At 44.9% G+C, this 24516-nt stretch carries 23 protein-coding genes; 13 read left to right on the plus strand and 10 right to left on the minus strand.

Annotation, left to right across the window (positions count from 1 at the left end):
* Positions 1-7: 7 nt before the first annotated feature.
* Complete coding sequence (locus R7Z77_RS04715) at positions 8-1153, minus strand: Na/Pi symporter (protein WP_182016015.1); 1146 nt, start codon at positions 1151-1153, stop codon at positions 8-10.
* 386 nt (positions 1154-1539) lie between these two features.
* Here R7Z77_RS04715 and nhaR point away from each other — a divergent pair, with 386 nt between their 5' ends.
* Together nhaR and R7Z77_RS04725 are read left to right on the plus strand one after the other, a co-directional pair.
* Entirely contained in the window at positions 1540-2430 is an 891-nt protein-coding gene (gene nhaR, locus R7Z77_RS04720) for a transcriptional activator NhaR (protein ID WP_005381942.1), read from the plus strand.
* A gap of 288 nt (positions 2431-2718) precedes the next feature.
* Positions 2719-3027 carry an ArsR/SmtB family transcription factor gene (locus tag R7Z77_RS04725; protein ID WP_005381940.1) on the plus strand — a complete coding sequence of 103 codons (309 nt, stop codon included), beginning with the start codon at positions 2719-2721 and terminating at the stop codon, positions 3025-3027.
* Positions 3028-3331: 304 nt separating this feature from the next.
* Here R7Z77_RS04725 and rpsT read toward each other — a convergent pair whose 3' ends face one another.
* Complete coding sequence (rpsT, locus tag R7Z77_RS04730; RefSeq protein ID WP_005381938.1) at positions 3332-3592, minus strand: 30S ribosomal protein S20; 261 nt, start codon at positions 3590-3592, stop codon at positions 3332-3334.
* Positions 3593-3897: 305 nt separating this feature from the next.
* On the opposite strand from rpsT, the gene murJ reads away from it, so the two are divergent.
* From murJ to ispH, 6 genes are all read left to right on the plus strand, one after another.
* Positions 3898-5460, plus strand: coding sequence for a murein biosynthesis integral membrane protein MurJ (murJ, locus tag R7Z77_RS04735; RefSeq protein ID WP_005381936.1), 1563 nt, complete (start codon positions 3898-3900; stop codon positions 5458-5460).
* Between the two features lie 69 nt (positions 5461-5529).
* A complete protein-coding gene (gene ribF, locus R7Z77_RS04740) occupies positions 5530-6465 on the plus strand; it encodes a bifunctional riboflavin kinase/FAD synthetase (protein WP_005381933.1) in 936 nt (311 codons plus the stop codon).
* 64 nt (positions 6466-6529) lie between these two features.
* A complete protein-coding gene (gene ileS, locus R7Z77_RS04745; RefSeq protein WP_182015940.1) occupies positions 6530-9358 on the plus strand; it encodes an isoleucine--tRNA ligase in 2829 nt (942 codons plus the stop codon).
* 73 nt (positions 9359-9431) lie between these two features.
* Positions 9432-9938: a signal peptidase II gene (gene lspA, locus R7Z77_RS04750; RefSeq protein WP_005385948.1), complete on the plus strand. Its 507-nt coding sequence runs from the start codon at positions 9432-9434 to the stop codon at positions 9936-9938.
* 144 nt (positions 9939-10082) lie between these two features.
* Positions 10083-10514, plus strand: a complete 432-nt coding sequence (gene fkpB, locus R7Z77_RS04755) for an FKBP-type peptidyl-prolyl cis-trans isomerase (protein ID WP_005381922.1) — start codon at positions 10083-10085, stop codon at positions 10512-10514.
* 24 nt (positions 10515-10538) lie between these two features.
* A complete protein-coding gene (gene ispH / locus R7Z77_RS04760) occupies positions 10539-11504 on the plus strand; it encodes a 4-hydroxy-3-methylbut-2-enyl diphosphate reductase (protein ID WP_017636164.1) in 966 nt (321 codons plus the stop codon).
* 46 nt (positions 11505-11550) lie between these two features.
* On the opposite strand, the gene R7Z77_RS04765 is transcribed toward ispH, so the two are convergent.
* The 4 genes from R7Z77_RS04765 to R7Z77_RS04780 all read right to left on the minus strand — a co-directional run bounded on the left by R7Z77_RS04765 (position 11551) and on the right by R7Z77_RS04780 (position 16204).
* The gene (locus R7Z77_RS04765; RefSeq protein ID WP_017636163.1) at positions 11551-12024 is read right to left on the minus strand and encodes a low molecular weight phosphatase family protein; all 474 of its coding nucleotides are present in this window, start codon (positions 12022-12024) and stop codon (positions 11551-11553) included.
* Positions 12025-12095: 71 nt separating this feature from the next.
* Entirely contained in the window at positions 12096-12824 is a 729-nt protein-coding gene (gene btsR, locus R7Z77_RS04770) for a two-component system response regulator BtsR (protein WP_005381917.1), read from the minus strand.
* A gap of 31 nt (positions 12825-12855) precedes the next feature.
* Complete coding sequence (locus R7Z77_RS04775) at positions 12856-14526, minus strand: sensor histidine kinase (protein WP_005381915.1); 1671 nt, start codon at positions 14524-14526, stop codon at positions 12856-12858.
* Between the two features lie 193 nt (positions 14527-14719).
* Positions 14720-16204 carry a carbon starvation protein A gene (locus tag R7Z77_RS04780; RefSeq protein ID WP_005381914.1) on the minus strand — a complete coding sequence of 495 codons (1485 nt, stop codon included), beginning with the start codon at positions 16202-16204 and terminating at the stop codon, positions 14720-14722.
* Between the two features lie 280 nt (positions 16205-16484).
* On the opposite strand from R7Z77_RS04780, the gene R7Z77_RS04785 reads away from it, so the two are divergent.
* Entirely contained in the window at positions 16485-16826 is a 342-nt protein-coding gene (locus R7Z77_RS04785; RefSeq protein ID WP_064368998.1) for a DUF2799 domain-containing protein, read from the plus strand.
* 115 nt (positions 16827-16941) lie between these two features.
* The gene (locus R7Z77_RS04790) at positions 16942-17214 is read left to right on the plus strand and encodes a hypothetical protein (RefSeq protein ID WP_005381911.1); all 273 of its coding nucleotides are present in this window, start codon (positions 16942-16944) and stop codon (positions 17212-17214) included.
* Between the two features lie 51 nt (positions 17215-17265).
* On the opposite strand, the gene murQ is transcribed toward R7Z77_RS04790, so the two are convergent.
* Positions 17266-18195 (minus strand): N-acetylmuramic acid 6-phosphate etherase, encoded by a 930-nt coding sequence (gene murQ, locus R7Z77_RS04795; RefSeq protein WP_047103912.1) that lies wholly within the window; start codon positions 18193-18195, stop codon positions 17266-17268.
* A gap of 36 nt (positions 18196-18231) precedes the next feature.
* Positions 18232-19344, minus strand: coding sequence for an anhydro-N-acetylmuramic acid kinase (locus tag R7Z77_RS04800; protein ID WP_158157247.1), 1113 nt, complete (start codon positions 19342-19344; stop codon positions 18232-18234).
* Between the two features lie 99 nt (positions 19345-19443).
* Here R7Z77_RS04800 and nagZ point away from each other — a divergent pair, with 99 nt between their 5' ends.
* The 3 genes from nagZ (at position 19444) to tyrA (ending at position 22860) form a co-directional block, all read left to right on the plus strand.
* Positions 19444-20427, plus strand: a complete 984-nt coding sequence (gene nagZ / locus R7Z77_RS04805; RefSeq protein WP_213896347.1) for a beta-N-acetylhexosaminidase — start codon at positions 19444-19446, stop codon at positions 20425-20427.
* Between the two features lie 207 nt (positions 20428-20634).
* Complete coding sequence (locus R7Z77_RS04810; protein ID WP_213967406.1) at positions 20635-21711, plus strand: 3-deoxy-7-phosphoheptulonate synthase; 1077 nt, start codon at positions 20635-20637, stop codon at positions 21709-21711.
* 21 nt (positions 21712-21732) lie between these two features.
* Positions 21733-22860 (plus strand): bifunctional chorismate mutase/prephenate dehydrogenase, encoded by a 1128-nt coding sequence (gene tyrA / locus R7Z77_RS04815; protein WP_005381901.1) that lies wholly within the window; start codon positions 21733-21735, stop codon positions 22858-22860.
* Positions 22861-22937: 77 nt separating this feature from the next.
* Here the strand turns inward: tyrA and R7Z77_RS04820 are convergent, their stop codons facing one another.
* Positions 22938-23939 carry a M23 family metallopeptidase gene (locus R7Z77_RS04820; protein WP_005381900.1) on the minus strand — a complete coding sequence of 334 codons (1002 nt, stop codon included), beginning with the start codon at positions 23937-23939 and terminating at the stop codon, positions 22938-22940.
* Between the two features lie 39 nt (positions 23940-23978).
* A complete protein-coding gene (locus R7Z77_RS04825; protein WP_005381897.1) occupies positions 23979-24338 on the minus strand; it encodes a PilZ domain-containing protein in 360 nt (119 codons plus the stop codon).
* Between the last annotated feature and the right edge of the window lie 178 nt (positions 24339-24516).

Below are 24516 nucleotides of genomic sequence, written 5' to 3' on the forward strand. Positions count from 1 at the left end.
GTTGTTGTTACGTTGTTAGGGCTAGAATTGCACCTGGTAGAATAACGAATACTGACATTAGGTAACCACCAACAACTGCTTTATTCTTAATAGCCATTTCAGAAATCATCTCAGCGCCTTTAACCGGAATCTCACGTAGGAATGGAATTCCAAAGATAAACAGCGTCGCCATGATGTTAAATACTAAGTGGACTAGAGCGATTTGTAGTGCGAATACTGCAAACTCTCCAGATACCGCTGTCGCTGCTAGTAGTGCCGTAATACAAGTACCAATGTTAGCACCCAGAGTGAAAGGGTAGATATCTCGTACTTTCAACACGCCAGTACCAACCAACGGAACCATTAAACTTGTCGTGGTTGAGGAAGATTGTACTAGAACGGTCACGATTGAGCCTGATACGATACCGTGAATAGGACCACGACCGATGGCGTTTTTCAAAATTTCACGTGCGCGACCAACCATTAGGCTCTTCATCAATTTACCCATCACTGTGATTGCAACGAAGATAGTCGCAATACCCAAAGCAATAAGCATGACGCCGCCAACAGTATCACCGAAGGTAGAAAGTGGCCCTTTAATTGCGCCTACGACTGGCTTTGTAATTGGTTTAATAAAGTTGAAGCCTTTAATGCTCATATCACCAGTAGCAAGCAGTGGAGAAACAAGCCAGTGAGAAACTTTCTCTAAAATGCCGAACATCATTTCCAACGGAAGGAAAATAGCGACAGCAAGCAAGTTGAAGAAGTCGTGAATGGTTGCACTTGCAAATGCACGTTTGAACTCTTCTTTACAGCGCACGTGGCCAAGAGACACAAGCGTATTGGTCACTGTGGTACCAATGTTAGCACCCATCACCATAGGGATAGCGGTTTCTACAGGTAAGCCACCTGCAACCAAGCCTACAATAATAGACGTTACAGTACTTGAAGACTGAATTAAGGCTGTTGCCACCAAGCCGATCATGAGACCTGCAACTGGGTGTGCGGCAAATTCAAATAGCACCTTAGCTTGATCGCCAGTTGCCCATTTAAAGCCACTACCAACCATAGATACTGCTAGAAGAAGCAGATATAACATGAATGCCAAGTTAGCCCAGCGTAACCAACGAGCTGTGCTCGAAATTGGTGCCACTGTTGAAGTAGCTTGGTTCATCATAATTTTCTCCGTTGACCTTTCAGTTCATTTTTCGGTCTGTAGTTGAATCTGCGGGCGATGTTAGAGAATAAATATTTCAGTAATATTACAGATTTCTTGCTGTGAGAGATTTTTATTGTTCTTTTTGATAATGGCGTAAAAGAGGAAGAAAATTAATTTTTAAATTGTTGATTTTAATGGTTAAATTTTGATTTCGTTTTGTTTGGTTTTTGCGTTTTTTTTGTAGAGAAAATGCGCCTCAGTTCAACTTTTATGACAGTATTGACTTTATACTTTCGGTAAAACTTATGCTTTTGTAAGGTATTGTATGGTTTTGTCGAGTTTATTGTTTGTCTCTGTCACATTTGGTATAAAAAGTATCACTTTCTTTTCGGGACTCGATCATGTCACATCTAAACTACAACCATCTCTATTATTTCTGGATGGTGTGCAAACAGGGCTCTGTAACTAAGGCGGCTGACGCGCTCTTCCTGACACCGCAAACCGTGACAGGACAGATTAAAGCGCTTGAAGAGCGCATGAAAGGAAAGTTAACCAAGCGCAATGGTCGTACAGTTGAGCCCACTGAGTTAGGTCAGCTTGTGTTTAAGTACGCCGACCGGATGTTCGGTTTGAGCTATGAGATGTTAGATATCGTCAATTACAGCCAGCACTCGAACATTCTATTTGAAGTTGGTGTAGCCGATGCATTATCTAAACGCTTGGTCAGTAAAGTACTGATGACGACCGTCCCGGAAGATAACAGTATTCATTTACGCTGTTATGAATCGACCCACGAACTGCTACTTGAACGCCTTTCTCAGCACAAGCTAGATATGATCCTTTCGGATTGTCCCGTTGATTCTACTCAAAGTCCTGGCCTTTATAGCAAAAAGTTGGGTGAAAGTAGCATGAGCTTTTTTGCTTCTTCTGAAATTGAAAATGTGCGATTCCCTGAGATCTTGGAACAAAAAAAACTTCTGATTCCCGCGAGCCGAACGGCTATGGGGCGTAAAGTTATTCAATGGTTTGATCGTCAAGGCCTTCAACCCAATGTGCTAGGGGAGTTTGATGATGTTGCGTTGATGAAAGCTTTTGCTCGGTACCACGACGATGTGATTTTCTTGGCACCGACCGTATACATGTCGGAGATTGAAGACGACCGAAATTTACAGCTAATTGGCCATGTCGATGGGCTAAAAGAAGAGTACTACGTGATTTTTGCGGAACGAATGATCCAACACCCCGCGGTAAAAAATGTTTGTGATGCTGATTTCAGTCAAATGTTTGAGTAAACCCGTATCGTTGCGTAAATAAATAGATTACTATCAATAAAAATATAATTCTAAATAATATCTAAGTAAGCAAGATACTTGTTTTAGTGAGCAAAACTATTAATTATTGATGGCGCACCAATTAAAATCCTTGGTGGATAATATTGGTGTATCACTAACAACTAAATTAGAGGTTCTAATAATGAAGACTCTGGAAGTGTATCTTGATTTTCTTAGATATATAAATCAGTGCAACACAACAAGCTGGCCAGGGTTGGAATAAGTAAGTTGTAGCTAGAGGTCCAACACATGAATCTACAAGAAATGGAGCAGAACTCCGCAAAAGCCGTCGTGTTGCTCAAAGCGATGGCAAACGAGAGACGCCTACAAATCCTTTGTATGCTGCATAACCAAGAGCTGTCCGTGGGAGAGCTGTGTGCAAAGTTAGAGCTAAGCCAGTCGGCATTATCTCAGCATCTTGCTTGGCTTCGCCGTGATGAGTTAGTCACGACAAGGAAAGAAGCACAGACGGTGTACTACACATTAAAGAGTGATGAAGTGAAAGCGTTAATAAAAACACTGCATAGTCTTTATTGTGCTGAGAGTGCTCAACATTAATTAAATAGTCCTAATATACTGCTCATCTTAGAGTGTGAATCTAACTTGTTGGAATATTTGAGAGTGGCGTTAAACTTTTGATGATAGGGTACTACTCATCGACCAATTTGCTTTGTTCTCAAGTGTTTTATTAGTGCTTTCTAGTATGAGCGTTATATGGGTAATGAATAAGCTGATGTCTTTAAATGGGACATTCAGAAAAAGAAAAGCTGGCATTGCCAGCTTTTTTTATTAAGAAAATTTTTTAGATATAAAAAAACCGACACAAGGTCGGTTTTTTCTTCACTGTAAAATCAGGACTCTATTAAAGAGCTTTGATTTGTGCAGCGAAACGAGACTTATGGCGAGCTGCTTTATTCTTGTGAATAAGGCCTTTAGTTGCCATGCGGTCTAGGATAGGTGTAACTACAGCGAATGCAGCAGTTGCAGCTTCTTTGTCGCCTGCTTCGATAGCAGCAACAGTTTTCTTCATGTAAGTACGCATCATTGAGCGACGGCTAGCATTGTGCTGACGACGTTTCTCAGCTTGGATAGCGCGCTTCTTAGCAGATTTACTATTTGCCAAGGGTCTAACTCCCAAAAACTTAGTTCTGTGACAATTTAAGGGCGAGGAATATCCCTCATTTGCGCTTAAATGTCAAATGATTTGTGCAAAAACCGATCTAAGCCAAAACAAATTTTGGTAAGAGAGGTTATCGCGGTTAAGATGGCGGGGATTCTAACAGCATTTTTATACCAATGCTAATAATTATCCGCGAAAGGCACACTTATTCCTTACAACCCGCGGATAGATTTTTGACGTCTATTTACAGCACCTGTCAGAGAAACAGTATAGAGTTAGCTGTCTTATGGTGATATTCCGAGGTTACAGTGAGTAAACGACTACTCAAGTCTGGCATGATCGTCAGTGCTATGACATTTATTTCCCGCGTTCTTGGCCTAGTTCGTGATGTTGTAGTGGCAAATTTAATGGGGGCAGGAGCAAGCGCAGACGTCTTTTTCTTCGCCAATAAAATTCCTAATTTTTTACGACGTTTGTTTGCTGAAGGTGCTTTTTCCCAAGCGTTTGTACCTGTTTTAACGGAAAGCCATGCTCAAGGCGACATGGATAAAACTCGGGAGCTCATTGCTCGTGCGGCGGGTACATTAGGGGTGATAGTCTCAATTGTTACCATCTTAGGTGTTCTAGGTTCCGGAGTGGTGACTGCACTGTTTGGTTTTGGTTGGTTCCTAGACTGGATGCATGGTGGTCCCGCGGCTGAGAAGTTCGAACTTGCTAGCGTGATGCTCAAGATTACCTTTCCTTATTTATGGTTCATCACTTTTGTTGCCCTATCGGGAGCCATTCTTAATACACTAGGTAAGTTTGCGGTTTCTTCGTTTACTCCCGTCTTCCTCAACGTAATGATCATTTTGGCAGCATGGTTTATCTCGCCGCAGATGTCACAGCCAGAGATTGGTCTTGCCATCGGTGTTTTCCTTGGTGGTTTGGTTCAGTTCTTATTTCAAATCCCTTTCCTTATTAAAGCGGGGGTTATGGTTAAGCCAAAATGGGGCTGGCGCGATCCGGGCGTGGTGAAGATCCGAACCTTAATGATTCCTGCTTTGTTCGGTGTGTCGGTAAGCCAAATCAACTTGTTGTTTGATACTTTTATTGCCAGCTTTCTGCAAACCGGTTCGATCAGTTGGTTGTACTATTCAGATCGCTTGTTGGAATTCCCGTTAGGTCTGTTTGGTATTGCTATTGCAACGGTGATTTTACCAGCATTATCACGCAAACATGTTGACGCACAAAATGAAGGATTCGCACAAACCATGGACTGGGGGGTGCGCATGGTGATCTTACTTGGCCTTCCTGCAATGCTTGGTTTGATGGTACTGGCAAAACCTATGTTGATGGTGTTATTCATGCGAGGTGAGTTTTCGCCACAAGACGTACATCAAGCATCATTGTCACTCTTTGCTTACGCTTCAGGCTTGTTGAACTTTATGCTGATTAAAGTGCTCGCTCCGGGTTATTACTCGCGTCAAGACACTAAAACGCCAGTGAAATACGGCATCATTGCGATGGTGACCAACATGGTATTTAATGCAATTTTTGCGTACTTCTATGGCTACGTTGGCTTGGCTATCGCGACGGCACTATCGGCATTTGTGAATATGGCACTGCTGTATCGTGGCCTGCACATCGCAGAGGTATACCAAATCACTAAGCGAACCGTCTTCTTTATTATACGTTTAGCTATTGCTGGCGCGGCGATGGTGGCGGCAATCTTATGGCAACTGGAAGATATGTCAGTATGGCTGGGCTGGAGCTTTGCTCACCGAAGCGCGGTGCTAGGGATGTTGATCGGTTTAGGAGCCGTAGTTTACCTAGTGGTTCTATTTTTAACTGGTGCGCGTTTAAAAGACCTAAAAGCTGGGACAGACTGAGGGTGATTAGTATATAATCCGTCAGTTTCACACAGTGTAAAGTAAAACAGAGGCAGAAAGCAGTATCCAATGGAACTGATTAGAGGCATTCACAATATCAACCCGCGACATCATGGTTGTGTGCTGACTATTGGCAATTTCGATGGTGTCCATAAAGGCCATCAACAAGTATTGCAGCAAGTGTCTGAGCAAGCGGACAGGCTATCCTTGCCTTCTGTTGTGATGACCTTTGAACCTCAGCCGATGGAGCTGTTTGCCAAAGACAAGGCACCTGCAAGGTTGACGCGATTACGCGATAAGTTCGTGCAATTGAGTAAGCTCGATATTGACCGCTTACTGTGTGTCAATTTCAATCGCCATTTTGCAAGTTTAACCGCGGAAGAGTTTATCCGTGACTTGTTGGTCGAGCGTTTGGGTGTTAAGTTTCTTGTCGTTGGTGATGATTTCTGCTTTGGCAAAGGCCGTACAGGTAACTTTGCAATGCTGCAGGAAGCAGGGGAAAAATACGGCTTTGATGTCGTAAGTACCCAGAGCTTTTGTTTACAACAATTACGTGTCAGCAGTACGGCTATCCGTCAAGCGCTGGCGCGTGACGATTTGCATTCCGCGCAACAGATGCTGGGAAGAAACTACAGCATCAGCGGTCGTGTTTCTCACGGAAGAAAGCTAGGTCGAACCATTGGGTTCCCTACTGCAAATATTCCTTTGAAACGCTGTGTTTCTCCGGTTTCCGGAGTCTATGTTGTTCAAGCGCTTGGCTTAGGAAATAAGCCAGTTGGTGGTGTTGCTAATATTGGTCAAAGACCAACCGTCAATGGTGTTCGCCAACAGTTAGAAGTGCACTTATTCGACTTTCATGCCAATTTATATGGCAAGCAACTAGAAGTGGAACTTTTGCATAAACTTCGAGATGAGCAAAAGTTTGAGTCGTTTGAAGCACTTAAACAACAAATCGAATTGGATGCTGAAGCAGCAAGGGTGTGGCTGCGTCAGCTTAAGCGTTGAGCGGTTTATTCCACCGTTCAACATAATGTCTAATTTTCGCCCAATATAACGGAATTAAGAATCGATGAGTGAGTATAAAGATACCCTGAACTTACCTGAAACAGGGTTTCCAATGCGCGGCAACCTGGCCAATCGTGAGCCAGAAATGCTTAAGCGTTGGTACAAAGAAGATCTTTACGGTGAAATCCGTAAAGCTAAGAAAGGCAAAAAGTCATTCGTATTGCACGATGGCCCTCCTTACGCAAATGGTGACATTCATATTGGTCACGCACTAAACAAGATTCTTAAAGACATTATTATTAAATCCAAAACACTTTCAGGTTTTGACGCACCTTACATCCCAGGCTGGGACTGCCACGGTCTACCAATCGAATTAATGGTAGAGAAGAAAGTAGGTAAGCCAGGCCAAAAAGTGACAGCATCGGAATTCCGCGAGAAATGTCGTGAATACGCAGCAGGTCAGGTTGAAGGTCAGAAAGAGAGCTTCAAACGCCTTGGTATCATGGGGGAGTGGGACAAGCCATACCGCACTATGGATTTCGCAACTGAAGCGAACATTATTCGTGCTCTTGGTAAGATCGCAAGCAATGGTCACCTGCTAAAAGGTTTCAAACCTGTTCACTGGTGTACAGACTGTGGTTCTGCTCTTGCTGAAGCGGAAGTAGAATACAAAGATAAAGTATCGCCATCTATCGACGTTCGTTTTAAAGCGGCTGACGAAGCGGCACTGCTATCTAAATTTGAACTGACAGAAGGTCATGAAGGTCACGGTGACGTATCTATCGTTATCTGGACAACAACACCTTGGACACTGCCTGCAAACCGCGCAGTATGTCTACGTGATGATCTAGAGTACGTGCTTATCCAAACAGAAGGCAACAACGCTGAGCGTATCATCGTTGCTGCTGAGCTAGCGAAAGACGTAATGGACCGTGCGGGTATCGAGCACTTCCACAACCTTGGCTTTGCTAAAGGTGCGGACCTAGAGCTTTCTCAATTCCAACACCCATTCTACGATTTCACTGTACCGGCGATCCTTGGTGATCACGTTACGACTGATTCAGGTACTGGTGTTGTTCACACTGCTCCTGGTCACGGTCAAGAAGACTTCGCGGTTGGTAACAAGTACAACCTAGAAGTAGCAAACCCAGTTGGCTCAAACGGTGTTTACCTACCAGATACAGAGCTATTTGCTGGTCAGCACGTATTTAAAGCGAACGATGCAGTAGTAGAAGTACTAAAAGAAAAAGGTGCACTACTACACCACCACGCTTACGAGCACAGCTACCCACACTGTTGGCGTCATAAGACCCCAATCATCTTCCGTGCTACACCTCAATGGTTCGTTTCTATGGACCAAGCTGGCCTACGTGCTAAAGCATTAGAGTCAATCAAGAATGTAGAGTGGATGCCTGAGTGGGGTCAAAGCCGCATCGAAGGTATGATCGAAGGTCGCCCTGAGTGGTGTATCTCTCGTCAACGTACTTGGGGTGTGCCAATTGCTCTGTTTGTTCATAAAGAAACAGCAGAACTTCATCCAAACACGCTAGAGCTGATCGAGAAAGTCGCTAAGCTGGTTGAAGAGAAAGGCATCCAAGCATGGTGGGATGTAGATGCCGCTGAACTACTAGGTGCTGACGCTGACCAATACGAAAAAGTGCTAGATACGCTAGACGTATGGTTCGATTCAGGTGTCACTCACTTCTCTGTTGTTGATGCTCGTGAAGAGTACAACGGCAACAGTGCAGACCTATACCTAGAAGGTTCTGACCAACACCGCGGTTGGTTCCAATCTTCTTTAATTTCATCTATTGCGATGAAAGACGAAGCACCTTACAAACAAGTACTGACACACGGTTTCGTGGTTGATGGTCAGGGTCGTAAGATGTCTAAATCTATCGGTAACGTGGTTGCGCCAAAAGACGTAACCAACAAGCTAGGTGCTGACATTCTTCGTCTATGGGTTGCTTCTACAGACTACACTGGTGAAGTTGCGGTTTCTGATGAAATCCTAAAACGCAGCGCAGATGCGTACCGTCGTATCCGTAACACAGCGCGTTTCTTCCTAGCTAACTTGAGCGGCTTCAACCCTGAAACAGACATCGTTCCTGTTGAAGAGATGGTTGCGCTAGATCGCTGGGCGGTTGGTCGTGCACTAGCAGCACAAGAAGAGATTGTTAAAGCATACGAAGAGTACAACACACACGGTGTAACTCAGCGTCTAATGCAATTCTGTTCAATCGAAATGGGCTCTTTCTACTTAGACGTAATTAAAGACCGTCAGTACACAGCAAAACGTGGCGGCAACGCTCAACGTAGCTGTCAGACTGCACTTTACTACATCGTAGAAGCGCTAGTTCGTTGGATGGCGCCAATCATGTCGTTCACTGCAGATGAAATCTGGAACGAAATGCCAGGTCAACGCGACAAGTTCGTATTCACTGGTGAGTGGTTCGACGGTCTATTCGGTCTTGCTGAAGGTGAAGAGCTGAACAACGAATTCTGGTCTGAGATCCAAGCGGTTCGTGGTGCGGTAAACAAACTTCTAGAAGATGCGCGTAAAGAGAAAACCATTGGTGGTGCACTACAAGCTGAAGTGACTCTATTTGCTGATGACGCACTAGCGGCGAAGATCAACAAACTTGAAGATGAACTGCGCTTTGTTCTACTAACCTCTGCGGCGAAAGTTAAGCCTCTAGGTGAGAAGACGGATGCAGCACAAGCGACAGATATCGAAGGCTTGTTTGTTGAAGTAGCAGCAGCTGAAGGCGAGAAGTGTGACCGTTGTTGGCACCACACGCCAGACGTAGGCACAATCGAAGGTCACGAGAAGATCTGTGGTCGTTGTGTGTCTAACGTAGACGGCGAAGGTGAAGTACGTAAATTCGCGTAATTGCCTAGAACGACTGAACTTTTTTTAAAATTAACAGCCCCAGTATTTACTGGGGCTGTTTGTAGGTAAAGTAATGAGTGAAAAAGCACTGACGTTAAAGCAATCTGGAGTTCGCTGGCTGTGGTTAGCAATTCTGGTATTTATTGCAGATATTGGCATCAAATTGGTGGTGATGGACAACATGGGCTACGGATGGGCAAACCGAATTGAGGTGTTGCCATTCTTCAACCTACTTTATGTTCATAACTACGGTGCTGCATTCAGCTTCTTGAGCGATCAAGCCGGTTGGCAGCGTTGGTTATTTACCGGTATCGCGTTTGTTGTGACGGGTCTTTTGACCTACTGGATGAGCAAGCTTCCAGCTAAAGAAAAATGGAACAACATCGCTTACGCATTGATTATTGGTGGTGCAGTGGGCAACGTGTTTGACCGCGTCGTTCATGGCTTTGTTGTTGATTACCTAGACTTCTTCTGGGGTAACTACCACTGGCCAGCATTCAACCTTGCTGACATGGCGATCTGTATTGGTGCGGCAATGATTATTCTGGATGGCTTCCGTAAAAAAGACGCTGACAAGTAATCTTTTGCGGTATATCGAATAACCCTAAGCGTCGTCCGTTGATTCGAGCGACGCTTTTTATTATGTTGGAGCGCCAATCAGCATTTCAATGTATAAAAAGACCAAGCTGACAGCGTAATAACCCAAGAACAAGGAAGCATTAACGTGACAACAATAACCAATGAATCGGTAGTAACCCTTCACTTTACGATTAAAATGAAAGACGGATCGGTTGCAGATAGTACTCATAACATGGGTAAACCAGCGAAGTTTGTTATGGGTGATGGCAGCTTGAGTGAAAACTTTGAGCAATGCTTGATCGGCCTCGAAACAGGCGCACAAAAAGCGATTGAGCTAAAGGCAGAAGACGCGTTTGGTATGCCAAACCCTGATCATATTCACTATATGGATCGCACTAAATTTGTAGGTGATGCAGAAGTGGAAGTTGGTACAATCATGGCCTTCAGTGGCCCTGATGGCATGGAAATCCCGGGCATTATTACAGAGATTGCAGGCGATTCAGTCACTGTGGACTTCAACCATCCTCTAGCGGGACAAGACGTGACTTTCGAAGTTGAAATTTTGTCAGTAGAATAGCGAACCAAATAAAAGATAACTTCCATGAGCAATGAAATGAAAATCCTGTTAGCTAACCCACGTGGTTTCTGTGCTGGTGTTGACCGCGCGATTAGCATCGTAGAGCGTGCGCTAGAGATGTATCAGCCACCGATTTATGTGCGTCATGAAGTGGTGCATAACCGTTTTGTGGTTGAAGGTCTAAAACAGCGTGGTGCTATCTTCGTTGAAGAACTGCACGAAGTGCCAGACAACAACATTGTGATTTTCTCCGCTCATGGTGTATCGCAGGCAGTTCGTCAGGAAGCGAAGCTGCGTGATTTGACCGTATTTGACGCAACGTGTCCTTTAGTAACCAAAGTGCATATGGAGGTGGCGCGTGCGAGCCGTCGTAATATGGAAGTGGTTCTGATTGGTCACGCAGGTCACCCTGAAGTCGAAGGTACGATGGGGCAATACGCCAGTGAAACCGGTGGTATGTACTTGGTTGAAACTCCAGCCGATGTTGAGAAACTGAAGGCGATTGTGAAAGATCCATCCGATCTTCATTACGTAAGCCAAACGACGCTTTCTGTCGATGAAACTGCCGATGTTATCGAAGAGCTACGCCGCGTGTTCCCAGATATCCAAGGTCCACGTAAAGACGATATCTGTTACGCGACACAAAACCGCCAAGATGCCGTACGTGAATTAGCTGGTGACGTAGATGTGATGGTTGTGGTGGGTTCTAAAAACTCATCAAACTCTACACGTCTTAAAGAGCTAGCTGAAAAGCTAGGGACACCTGGCTACTTAACCGACTGTCCGGAAGATATCAAACCTGAGTGGTTCGAAGGCAAAACAAAGGTCGGCGTGACTGCGGGAGCATCTGCTCCGGAAGAGCTCGTTAATCAGATTCTAGAGCGAATCAAAGAACTCGTTGGTGCCGAAGCGGTTGATGAAGTACTTGGCCGTGAAGAGAATATGTTCTTTGAAGTACCTAAAGAACTGCAAATCAAGCAAGTGGATTAGTCTCCATTTATCGAATATTCAAAAGGCGACCTGTGGGTCGCCTTTTTTACATCTCTCTTAACTCATTTAGGTAATCACGAATTTGGTCTTTTCCTAAACCATCGATAATCATATCAGACATCTTCGTGATTCTTCGCTCAAGCGATTGAGCAACCTTTTCGCAATGTGCGTACATGTCTTCATCAGAACCATCGGTCGGAAAAGCATCAACTTGCCAGTTTACTCGAACACCACCTGCAAGCCACTGAGGAGCGGTTTCTTGATGTAAAGAATCACAGAGAATAATAACGATGTCGGGAAGAAACTGAGTTCGCTCCTCCCATGAATGCGTGTGGATATGCGGAATGGGGAGTTGGTGGTCATCTAAATATTTTTGCACCACTGGGTGCACCTTGCCTGTGGGATGTGAGCCTCCACTGGTGACACTAAAATCTGCTGGCAGGATATTGGTTGCGATTGACTCCGCGAGGACGCTTCGTCCAGCGTTGTGCTTACATATGAATAAAACTTTATACATCATCGCCTCGTCTTTTCAGAGCGTCCTATTTATACGCTAGCGGAAACTCAGCGATGATGTGTGAAGTTTTTGTGTTAGTGGCTAATGCCGAGCATCTCTTTGAGCACCTTTAAGTAGCGGCGGCTTACTGGTATCTCAAAGCCTGTTTTGGTGATGATTTCCGCTAACCCATTTTCCAGTAACTTGATTTCGCTAATCGCTTTAATACTGACTAAGTATTGACGATGGCAGCGGACTAGAGGGGTTTTCTCTTCCAACGTTTTTAATGTCAGTTGGGTGCTCGCGGTTTGGCTGGTGGAGCGTACATGCACGCCGCTGATATCACTGTAAGCACATTCCACCGTGTCGGTGGCCATGATAACGATGCGGTTGTGTCCGATGCACGGTATTTGATCCAACGTGTCAGGTGTAATAGCAGACAGTTGTTGCGTTAGGGCGGATTGGCTAATGACTTTGTTTAGTCGTTTTACCGTTTTAGTTAGCCGGCATGGGTCGACAGGTTTGAGCAAGTAATCAAAGGCATTGTCTTCAAATGCTTGAATCGCATACTGATCATAAGCCGTGACAAAAACCACATAAGGCATGGTTTCTGGATCAAGCATCCCTAGTAATTCAATCCCCGTGACTTGAGGCATTTGGATATCGAGAAACACCACATCAGGCTTGAGTTCATTGATTTTTTTTAGGCCGAGGATTGCGTTTGAGGCATCGCCCACGACCTCAACTTGGCCTGTTTCATCCAGTAACTCTGCTAGCTCTTCACGAGCAAACTGTTCATCATCAATGACGAGTGCGGTTAACATCCAACATTACCTTTATTGCTTCAGCGTGCTTTTATGATTTTGGGGGAATGATAAAGCTCATTTTAGTAAATTGATGTGGCTCGCACGTAATTTTTAGCGCTGCATCACGTCCAAATTGATTAGTGAGACGCTTGTCGACAATTTCTAAACCTAGCCCTGAGTGGTTTTCTTTTGGCGGCTCAAAACTGCCTGCGTTGTCTTCGACGGTAATCAAGTGACCTTGTGGGTGTGCTTCGCTGTATATATGAACTTTACCACCTTCAAGCATGTTTGAAATGCCATGCTTAATGGCATTCTCAACCAAAGGCTGGAGTGTAAAGCTTGGTAATTTGATGTCCAGCAATTCAGGTTGAATATCGATTTCAACCTCTAAGCGGTCCGTAAAACGCGCTTTTTCGATGCTCAAGTACGAGTTCACATGTGCAAGCTCTTCCTTTAACGTCACGGTATTAATGTTCTGCTTTAAATTGCTGCGGAAGAAGTGCGATAGATTTTGGATTAGCTCGCGCGCTTTGTCAGGGTCACGACGAGTAATCGCACTAATAGTATTGAGTGCATTAAACAAAAAGTGTGGATTCACCTGAGCGTGAAGCAATTTTATTTCTGCTTGGGCGAGTAAGGCTTGTTGTTGTTGGTAATCGCCATAAAGGATTTGGCTAGATAGAAGCTGGGCTATTCCTTCCGCCATCGACATGTTGGCCGTCGAGAACAATTTACGCTTCGGTTCATACAGCTTTATGGTACCAATGACCTCTTTCCCTGCACGCAGTGGGATGATCAGCGCAGATCCGAGCTTGCAATCTTTTGCAATGGAGCATTGGTATGGACGCTCCGCACCATCAAGATAAATGATGTCGTTTTTCTCCATGGAGTCTAATGTGCTTTGCGATGAAATCGGCGTGTTCGGTTTATGGTGATCATCGCCAATGCCCACAAACGCCAAGATCTTTTCTTGGTCAGTAATCGCGACAGCGCCCACTTTGGTTTCTTCGTAAATAATACGTGCGATTTTCTCTGCGTTTTCGGTGTTGAAGCCGTTGCTTAGAATTCCCACTGAGCGATCAGCAATGGTGAGCGCTCGACGCGAAAACGTCGCAGAAAACTTTTCAAAGATTGCTTTTCTGTCTTGCAGGATACTCATGAACAACGCCGCACCAAATGAGTTCGCGATGATCATAGGCGCTGCAATAGCGGACACCAGTTCATAGGCTTGATCAAAAGGTTTCGCGACGGCGAGCAGCAAAATCATTTGCACCACTTCTGCAACAAACGTGACGCTGAATACGACGCTTGGATTAAACAGCAATGCGCCTTTATTTCGCTTGATAAGGTAAACGTGGAGCAAGCCACCAATTACGCCCTCGGCGGTGGTTGAAATTGCGCAGGCTAGGTCAGTAAAGCCACCAAGAGAGTATCGATGGATGCCACCAGTAAATCCGACGGCGAAACCTACAACAGGTCCACCAAACAGCCCGCCCATAACTGCGCCGATCGCACGAGTATTGGCAATAGCATCGTTGATGTGCAGACCGAAATAGGTGCCGAGAATACAAAAGCCAGAGAAGAGTACGTAACAAATTAGGCGGTGGCTTAAGCGCGAAGAAATACTCAGCAAAGGTAAGATGATTGGCGTTTTACTTAGCATGTAAGCCAAAACTAAGTACACACACATCTGTTGTAAAAGGGAGATGACCAGTTCCATAGTGAACCTAACCTAGAATCAATGTTGTTATTGTATACCTAAGTAACCTCAAGATGCTTGGCTCAGATAGATAAGAACAGCTAAGTAAATGATGCTGCGCTGTGCTTTCTGAACCTTAAAGTGACTTGGGTATAAAACAAAAAGAGCCTGCAATTGGCAGGCTCCTATCTTAGTCACTCAGATGTGACGAGTATTACGCTGTTTCTGATACGGCTTGTGGTTTCTCTTCGTCAGCCAGTTCAGTTTCACCTTTACCCTTAGAGGTTTTGATAACGTAACCTGTCACAGCTAGGGCAAACACAATACCTACGATAGTTGATAGTTGCATTGGCAGACCAAAACCTAGCGAGCTGTTGTTTAAGATGAACGTGACACATACCGTGGTCATGAAGATAGCTGGGATAGTGGTAATCCAGTGCAGCTTGTTGTGACGCAGTAGGTAAGCGGACGCAGTCCAAAGCATCATTACCGCTGTTGTTTGGTTTGCAAAACCGAAGTAGCGCCAGATAATGCCGAAGTCTACTTGAGTTAAGATACCGCCGATAACGAACAGTGGAAGTGCCATCAGTAGACGGTTACGTAGCGTTTTTTGTTCCATGTTGAAGTATTCAGCAAGGATCAAGCGGCTTGAACGGAACGCTGTATCGCCAGACGTAATTGGTAGGATAACCACCCCCAGGAACGCAAGGATACCACCGAACACACCTAGCAGACCAAATGATGCGCTGTATACCACGTTACCAGGACCACCGTTTTTCACAGCTTCGGATAGAGCGTCTAGAGAGCCGAAGAAAGACAGAGCGATAGCACACCAAATTAGCGCGATAACACCTTCACCAATCATTGCACCGTAGAATACGAAGCGACCGTTTTTCTCATTTTCCATACAACGCGCCATCAGTGGAGACTGAGTTGCGTGGAAGCCAGAGATAGCGCCACATGCGATAGTGATGAACAATGCAGGCCATAACGGCATGTCATTTGGGTTGAGGTTAGAGAACATGTCCGAAACTTGGAAGTCACCCATTACTGTGTGTTCGCTAGAGAAAGCAACGGCTGTCATTAGGCCAACAGACATAAAGATAAGTAGGGCGCCAAACAGTGGGTAGAAACGACCAATGATTTTATCGACGGGAACAATCGTCGCAATGATGTAGTAAGCAAATATAGCAATAACCATTGTAGTCATGCTTACGCTCAAGCTTGTTTGATCATTGATGAGGTTAGTAATCATGCCAGCAGGGGCTGAAACGAACACTACGCCAACTAGAAGTAATAGGACAATGGCAAAAATATTCATAAAGTGTTTTGCGCCATTACCTAGGTAGCGACCTGTAATGGTAGGTACAGATGCACCGCCGTTACGCACTGAAAGCATGCCTGAGAAGTAATCGTGTACTGCACCAGCAAAAATACAACCGACTACAATCCAAAGCATCGCCGCAGGACCGTATAGTGCCCCCATGATCGGGCCAAAAATTGGACCAACACCTGCGATGTTAAGTAGTTGAACTAGGTAAACTTTCTTTGTTGACATTGGAACGAAGTCAACACCGTCCGATTTGGTGTGAGCTGGCGTTTGGCGTTTTTCATTGATGCCGAAAATCTTCTCGACGAAAGCGCCGTAGATGAAGTATCCGCCGATTAGGGCTGCGACACAGGTTAGAAACCACATCATAGCAATTGTCCTTGGTCTTAGTTGGGTAGGGTAATTTTTTAATCTCAGGATGCATGTTATGCGTCACTTGTGTTAAATGCATTCGGTTAGTAGATGAGTGGTCGAATAGAGCACTGAGTGGTCGATATGCTGCTTGAGCGGTTTTTAAAAATGGCGAAAGGTTGATGACAGTCTTGAGCGGCTGATTTGAGTCATCAGTGGTTAAATCTGCAAGCTCAGCGGCAAGCGCCAATAATTAGTGGTAAGCTTATTTTTGAAAACAATTACTTAAGGAAGAACCATGAAAAAGGTAACGGTAGGTCTGGCACTGGCTTTACTTGCAGGATGCACAGCAACGACAGCAGATCTTGCCAAGTCGGGAGATTGGCATCAGATCGGATATCAAGATGGCATAACCGGACACACATCGCGCACGATGAGCGAGCTTCGTGAGTTGGGTAGTGTTAAGCAAAATGACTACGACCAAGGTTATTTAGAAGGTTTACGTGAGTACTGTAATCCTGCTTTTGCGTATCAAATGGGGTTATCTGGTCAGTATTACGAAGGGGTTTGTGAAGGTACTGAGCAAGCGCAAAAATTCCGCATGGAATGGCAACGTGGTTGGAATGAATACTCAAATTAATAGTCAATAAAGCCGTTGTTACACTGTCTGCATCACATAAATGTGGCAAAATCTTCCTTATTAAACTATGTTCATATTGCTTGATAGTGAGCACAGCAAAAAAAGGAATCACATTATGTCAACGCAAATGGCTGGTGGCTGGAGTCCATTTCATGAACTCACAGCAGAGAATAAAGAAGTATTTGCTAAAGGTATCGAGGGGTTTGTCGGTGTCAAATACTCCCCTTTGGTTGTGGCTACTCAAGTCGTAGCCGGACAAAACTATGCGTTTTTCTGTAATGCAGAAGTTGTCTACCCTGGAGCACAACCATACCCAGCAATGGTTCATATGTTCAGTGACCTTGAAGGTAAAGTCGGTATTACTCACATTGAACGATTGAACTACTAAATTGAGCCATAAAAGGCGCCTGACTTTTAAATAAGTGAGGCGCTTTATTGATTAAGATTGATTAGTTTGCGCGATCACGACTTTTCTTAAATATCCTTGCTTGGCGTTCAGTTGCTCAGTCGCGCTTTCTCTATCCAGCCCGGTTAAAATCATCAAAATCGCTAACTTGGCGTCGTAGTCCGTTTCTTTGAGCGCCGTTTTAGCCTCTTGGTTAGTACAATCTGTTGCTTGCATAACAATACGAGTCGCTCTTGCAACTAGCTTTGCATTCGTCGCTTTCACATCTACCATTAAGTTCTGATAACTTTTGCCCAGGCGAATCATGCTTGCGGTAGTGAGCATGTTTAGTACGAGTTTTTGTGCCGTCCCTGATTTTAAGCGAGTGGATCCCGTTAACGCTTCAGGTCCAACAACGGGGCTAATCGCAATATCAGCAATATCTGCAATCGGAGAGTCAGGGTTACAAGATAGTGCTACAGTGGTGGCACCAAGCTCGTTCGCATACTCTAAGCCACCAATCACGTAAGGTGTTCGTCCACTTGCCGCAATACCAACGACGACATCGCGTTGTGTTAGCGTATTCTCTTTAAGATCTTGCTCACCCAATGCTGGATCGTCCTCCGCCCCTTCTTTTGCACGGAACATTGCCTCTTTTCCACCAGCAATAATACCAACGACCATCTCTGGATCTGTGCCAAAAGTTGGTGGGCATTCTGAAGCGTCCAAAACGCCAAGTCGACCACTGGTACCCGCACCGATGTAAAACAACCGACCTCCGACCTTAAATGCTTCCGTGATCTTATCAACGGCTTCAGCGATCTCAGGCAACACTTTTTCAACGGCAAGAGGAACGAGTTTGTCCTGTTGGTTGATGCGTTGAACAATATCGAGAGAAGGCAGCAAGTCGATGTCCATGGTGTCTGGGTTTCGCCCTTCAGATACCAGATGGGATAAAGCTGCGATAAGTGCATCGTTCGTCATAATGAATTAAGCCTTTTTGTTTAGGATCTATTGCCCTTAATTTTTTGAATAGAGTACACCCAGTGAAGCGAGACGACTTGCCCCCGTAACTTCCGGTAAGTTGCTAGGGAGGCCGTGAATATGGCGCTGCGCAAGCCAAGCAAACGCCATTGCTTCCATGTAGTCGCCATCAACGCCTTTTTCTGCCGTTGTCGCAACGCTCCATTGTGGCAATAACTTAGCTAGTCGCTGCATCAAAAGTGGGTTTCTTGCTCCACCGCCACAGACCAATAGTTGAGGTGTGATGCCATGAGAAAACTTGTCGACTTCGTTGGCAATGGTAATTGCAGAATACTCGCAAAGTGTACGTTGTACGTCTTCGATTGGTAAATTGTGATGGGCCAGTTGTAGATGCAGCCAGTCAATATTGAACAGTTCTCGCCCGGTACTTTTAGGGGCAGGCATGGCGAGGTAAGCTTCTTTGAGTAATTGAGTCAACAAAGTAGCGTTTACCGTTCCTTTAAGTGCAAATTGTGCATCTTCGTCGAAGCTTTGCCCAGTATGCAGCGCACACCATGCGTCCATCAACATATTGCCCGGGCCTGTGTCATAGCCAATGACTGGTTGTTCTGGATGCAGTACCGAGATATTGGCAATGCCTCCAATGTTAAGTACCACAGTTGTGGAATCCTGCATCGCAAAAATGCTTTTATGGAAAGCAGGGACGAGTGGGGCACCTTGTCCACCTAGCGCCATGTCTTTACGACGAAAATCCGCTACCGTATCAATGCCTGTCTTGACCGCGATAATGTTGGCATCGCCCAATTGAGTGGTAAACGGCAAGTTTCCGGTAGGCTGATGGAACACTGTTTGACCGTGATTACCAATCGCACGAATTTGCTCTGCGACGTAACCAGACTTATTGAGCAGCTGTAACACGGCATCTGCAAATAGGTGGCCGAGCTGGTGGTCAAGTTCACCTATGGCTTTTAAATTTGTTGCTTGACCGGTACAAACAGATAACAGCATGTCTTTTAGTGCTGCGGGCATTGGGTAGTCGTCGTGCGCAATCAGACGAACGTGCTCATCGCTTATTTCAACTAGAGCGGTATCAACACCATCCATACTCGTTCCAGACATCACACCAATGTACAGTTCGTTAAATTTCATAGCCGATCTCGTCAATTCTTCATTCACTTATTGTAAAGCAAATCTGAAGCGAATAACCTCATCGAATACGAGATATTCAGCCGATTTTGAGGAGAAAACATGGGACCGTTATGGGTTGACGTTGCGGGGTATGAACTGACCGCTGAAGACAAAGAAATCTTGGAGCATCCTACGGTTGGTGGCTTAATTCTATTTGCTCGCAACTATCATGATAGCGAACAGCTTCAAGCACTTACTCAATCCATCCGAAAGGCGGCTAAGCGCCCGTTTTTGATCGGTGTGGATCAAGAAGGCGGCCGAGTGCAGCGCTTTCGTGAAGGTTTCTCATTAATTCCTGCTGCTGATGAGTACGCTAAACATCAAAATGGTGAAGAGCTTGCTCGTATGGGCGGTTGGTTAATGGCAGCAGAGCTGATTGCCCATGATATTGATTTAAGCTTTGCCCCGGTACTTGACCAAGGCCATCAATGTAAAGCGATCGGTAACCGTGCATTCGGTGAAGATGCCGATACCATTCTTCGCTATAGCACTGCTTATATGCAAGGAATGAAGAGTGTTGGCATGGCAACGACAGGCAAACACTTCCCTGGACATGGTGGCGTGATTGCAGACTCACATCTAGAAACACCATACGACGAGCGCAGTGATATTTTTGAACAAGATATGGCGATCTTCAAAGCGCAAATTGATGCCGGTATTTTAGATGCCATGATGCCTGCTCACGTGATTTTCCCATATTATGATGCTCAACCAGCCAGCGGTTCTGAATACTGGTTAAAACAGGTTCTGCGTCAGCAATTGGGTTTTAAAGGTTTGGTTTTTTCGGATGACTTGACCATGGAAGGCGCTGCGATTATGGGCAGCCCAGCCGAGCGAGGTGCTCAAGCATTGAGAGCTGGCTGCGATATGTTGTTAATGTGTAATAAACGAGAAGCGCACGTTGAAGTATTAGACAACTTACCGGTTTCAACCGTGCCACTCGCGGATGCATTACTGAAAAAACAGTCATTTTCTCCAAGCGAACTTAAGCTATCTCAAGAGTGGAAAGCGGCGAGTGAAGCGATGAAACGCTTGACTAGCTAAACCTCTTGTAAAAGATTCAAAACAGCGATGAGAAGCCAAAGTTAATTATGCTTTGGCTTTTTATTTAACTGTAAACTGTAATTTACACTAAATGTTTTTTATTGTGTACGCTTGTTTTTCTTTTTTAGCCTGTTATCTTGTCGTTAAAGCTTAGTTGTCTCACCAAGGGTTTGGTTGGGTGTAAAAATAAATATACAGGTTAGAGTTATGCAGAAAAGTGAGTTGAGCAATATTAATATTATCGAAGAACAGGTTCTTATTACTCCGGAGGAACTAAAAACCAAGCTTCCTTTGAGTGAAAAAGCACGTCGCTTTATTCAAGAGTCTCGTCAAACTATCGCTAATATTATTCACAAGAAGGATCACCGCCTGCTTGTTGTATGCGGTCCATGTTCTATCCACGACGTAGAAGCGGCGAAGGATTACGCAAAGCGCCTTAAAGCACTCTCTGAACAACTAAGTGACCAACTGTATATTGTTATGCGTGTTTACTTTGAGAAGCCGCGCACCACGGTCGGCTGGAAAGGCCTGATCAATGACCCACACCTAGACGGCAGTTTCGATATTGAACACGGTCTGCATGTTGGACGCGAACTTCTGGTGGAGCTGGCAGAGATGGAAATCCCGCTCGCGACTGAGGCTCTAGACCCAATTAGCCCACAATACTTGGCGGATACTTTTAGCTGGGCAGCCATCGGTGCTCGTACGACGGAGTCACAAACTCACCGTGAAATGGCAAGCGGCCTGTCTATGCCAATCGGTTTTAAGAATGGCACCGATGGCAGTTTGGCAACCGCAATTAACGCGATGCAAGCTGCGTCCTCTAGCCACCGTTTTATGGGAATTAACCGTGAGGGACAAGTCGCACTGTTAACCACCCAGGGCAATGCTAATGGACATGTGATCTTACGTGGCGGCAAGCAAACTAACTACGATTCGGTATCCGTCACTGAGTGTGAGCAAGAGATGGCGAAATCTAGTCTTGATGCTTCATTAATGGTGGATTGCAGTCACGCCAACTCACGTAAAGATTACCGTCGCCAGCCATTAGTCGCGGAGGATGTGATTCATCAAATCCGTGAAGGCAATAAATCTATTATCGGTCTTATGATTGAAAGCCATATCAATGAAGGAAATCAATCTTCTGACTTAGCTCTTGAAGAGATGAAATACGGTGTATCTATCACTGACGCATGTATCAATTGGGATTCAACTGAGGCACTATTACGTCATGCACATGAAGAGCTAGTGCCTTTCTTAGAAAATCGTCTAAAGGCTAATTAATACAGGATTTAAGGAACATCAATGGCAGTTGAACTTAACGCATTACGCGATCAGATTGATGCAGTCGACAAGCAAATGTTGGAGCTATTGGCTCAGCGTTTAGCGCTCGTAGAGAAAGTTGGGGAAGTAAAAAGCGAACATGGTTTGCCAATTTATGCTCCAGACCGCGAAGCGGCGATGTTAGCTTCTCGTCGCGCTGAAGCTGAAAAAATGGGAATTCCTCCACAGCTTATTGAAGATATTCTGCGTCGAACAATGCGTGAGTCTTATGCCAGCGAGAAAGATTCCGGTTTTAAGTGTTTGAACCCTGATTTACGCTCAGTTGTTATTATTGGTGGTAATGGTCAATTGGGTGGCCTGTTTGGGCGTATGTTTAAATTGTCGGGCTACCAGGTCAAAGTTCTCGGTAGTAAAGACTGGGATCATGCGGATGAGATTCTAGACAACGCGGGTTTAGTCGTGGTCACGGTGCCGATTCATCTAACGGAAGGGGTGATCGAAAAACTGGGGAACTTGCCGCAAGACTGCATTCTGTGTGACCTGACTTCTATCAAGTCGAAGCCTCTGCAAGCAATGTTGAATGTGCACCAAGGTCCTGTAGTTGGTTTACACCCAATGTTTGGCCCAGATGTTCCGAGCCTTGCCAAGCAGGTTATTGTGTACTGTGATGGTCGTGGTCACGAGCATTACCAATGGCTATTGCAACAGTTTGGAATTTGGGGCGCAAGCTTGTGCCAAATCGATGCACAAGAGCACGATCATGGCATGACGTTGATTCAGGCGTTGCGCCACTTCACGTCGTTTGCTTACGGTATGCACCTAAGCAAAGAGAACCCGAACATCGATCAGTTGTTGAAGTTAAGCTCGCCAATCTACCGCCTTGAATTGGCGATGGTGGGACGACTGTTTGGTCAGGATCCGAACTTGTACGGTGATATCATTTTCTCTTCTCAAGAGAATATCGATATGATCAAGCGATTCCATCAGCGTTTAGGTGATGCGGTAGCGATTTTGGATAGCAGAGACAAAGCTCGATTCATCGAAAGCTTTAAGCAGGTGAGTGATTGGTTTGGTACTTATTCTCAACAATTTATGAATGAGAGCCAAAACTTACTCAAACAGGCGAATGATAATATTCATCGCGGCTAATCACGGGTCATTTAGCCGTGCAGAGTCCGAAACAAAAAGAGCAGCGTAAGCTGCTCTTTTTCGTGTTGATGGACAAATCAGTTCGTCGCAGTATTACTCGTATCTTCACTTGATACTGTGTTGATACTGGTATCGCGATAGGGTGAATTGGTTAAATTGACTTGTAGGCGTACAACGTTATCAATCAATTGAACCAAAGGTCCCCATTTCACTTTTTTCTCTTTTTCAAAGACGTCATTGAAGTTTTCTGGCGTCCACTCCATTAAGTATTGAGGGTTGAGTGCTCGTCCGAGGAAGCGTACTTCATAGTGCAAGTGTGGCCCTGTGGAGTTGCCAGAGTTACCGCATTGAGCAATGATGTCGCCTTTACTAACAAACTGACCGCTTTTCACTTTGAAGCGTTGTAGATGAGCAAAGGAGCTCATAAAGCCAAATGAGTGACGAATGGTGACATAGTTACCATAACCACGATTGCTCGGGCGAACGGTTTCCACCACACCGTCAGCCGGTGCCAGGATCTCTTCTCCTCTTTTACAAGTCAGATCGATACCAGTATGAACATGCCTCTTACCTGAAATCGGATTAATACGACTGCCGTAAGAAGAAGAAATACGTTGGTATGTGACTGGACTGTCATTTGGTATCAAACGGAACATCGTCGCGCGAACAGCAGAATCGATAGCGGCTGCGTCAATTCGCTCCTCTAACCCCATGCTGTTCTCATCGATCATCAACTCTTCGTCTGCGAGACCTAAAACCGATTCAACGTCGAATACCCGTTTGCCCAATAGCTGAATTTGATTGTTTTTGTCCGTCAAAGACTGGGAAAGTGAATGATTGGTATCAAGCTGCTCTTCGTAAAGAGCCGTCACTTCGGCCTTTTCACTTTCCAGTTTGGCGATGATTTGTGTTAGTTCGTCTTTATTGTGCATCTGCTGCTGATTAAGGTACCACGCGCCACCAACGACGGCGGGTAATGCCAATACTGAAGCAAATACTGCTAGGACCGAACTGCGGCCCAAATAGAACTGCTGATCGCCGTCTTTCGTCGGGATCTGCATGATGATTTTTTTAGACATAGTTATTGTTACTTAAATAGGCGTTCATTTATTTTTCTCCTAAAAACCTGAGAGGTGCTCTAACTCTCGATTCAGAAGGTCGTTATTGCCTACATTCAATTCTATAAATCGTTTTAGTTGGCTAATGCTTTCGATGTCTATCTTAGCGATCTTCAACCTAATCTCACACTTAGAGACATTCACAATTTGCGCTTTTAACGTAATCACTTGTTCGGATTGATCAAATGAAAAAGTCACATGGACTGGAAGGGTTGGATCCAAAGCCTCAGTCTCTTCCACTTTCATGAGTAAACCATGCAAGGAAAGATCTTGAATCCTAGCTTCAATTGCCAAGTCACGTTGTTCTATCTTAGCTGGAGCTTGATGGAGAATACGTGAAAAGCGTCGTCTCTCTGTCATATGAATATTCTCGTCAGGTCGTCAAACAGAATTGAATAGTATATCAATACGAACAAAAAATGTTCGATTGTTGTTTGAAAAGTGTCGAGGTCGCTACAGAGTGACGTAAGTGCTATGTCATGTTCTTAACGAACGAGACGGGCTAATGAGCTCTTTTTATAACAAAGAAAACAAAGGC

Source organism: Vibrio sp. 1401 (assembly GCF_033340295.1).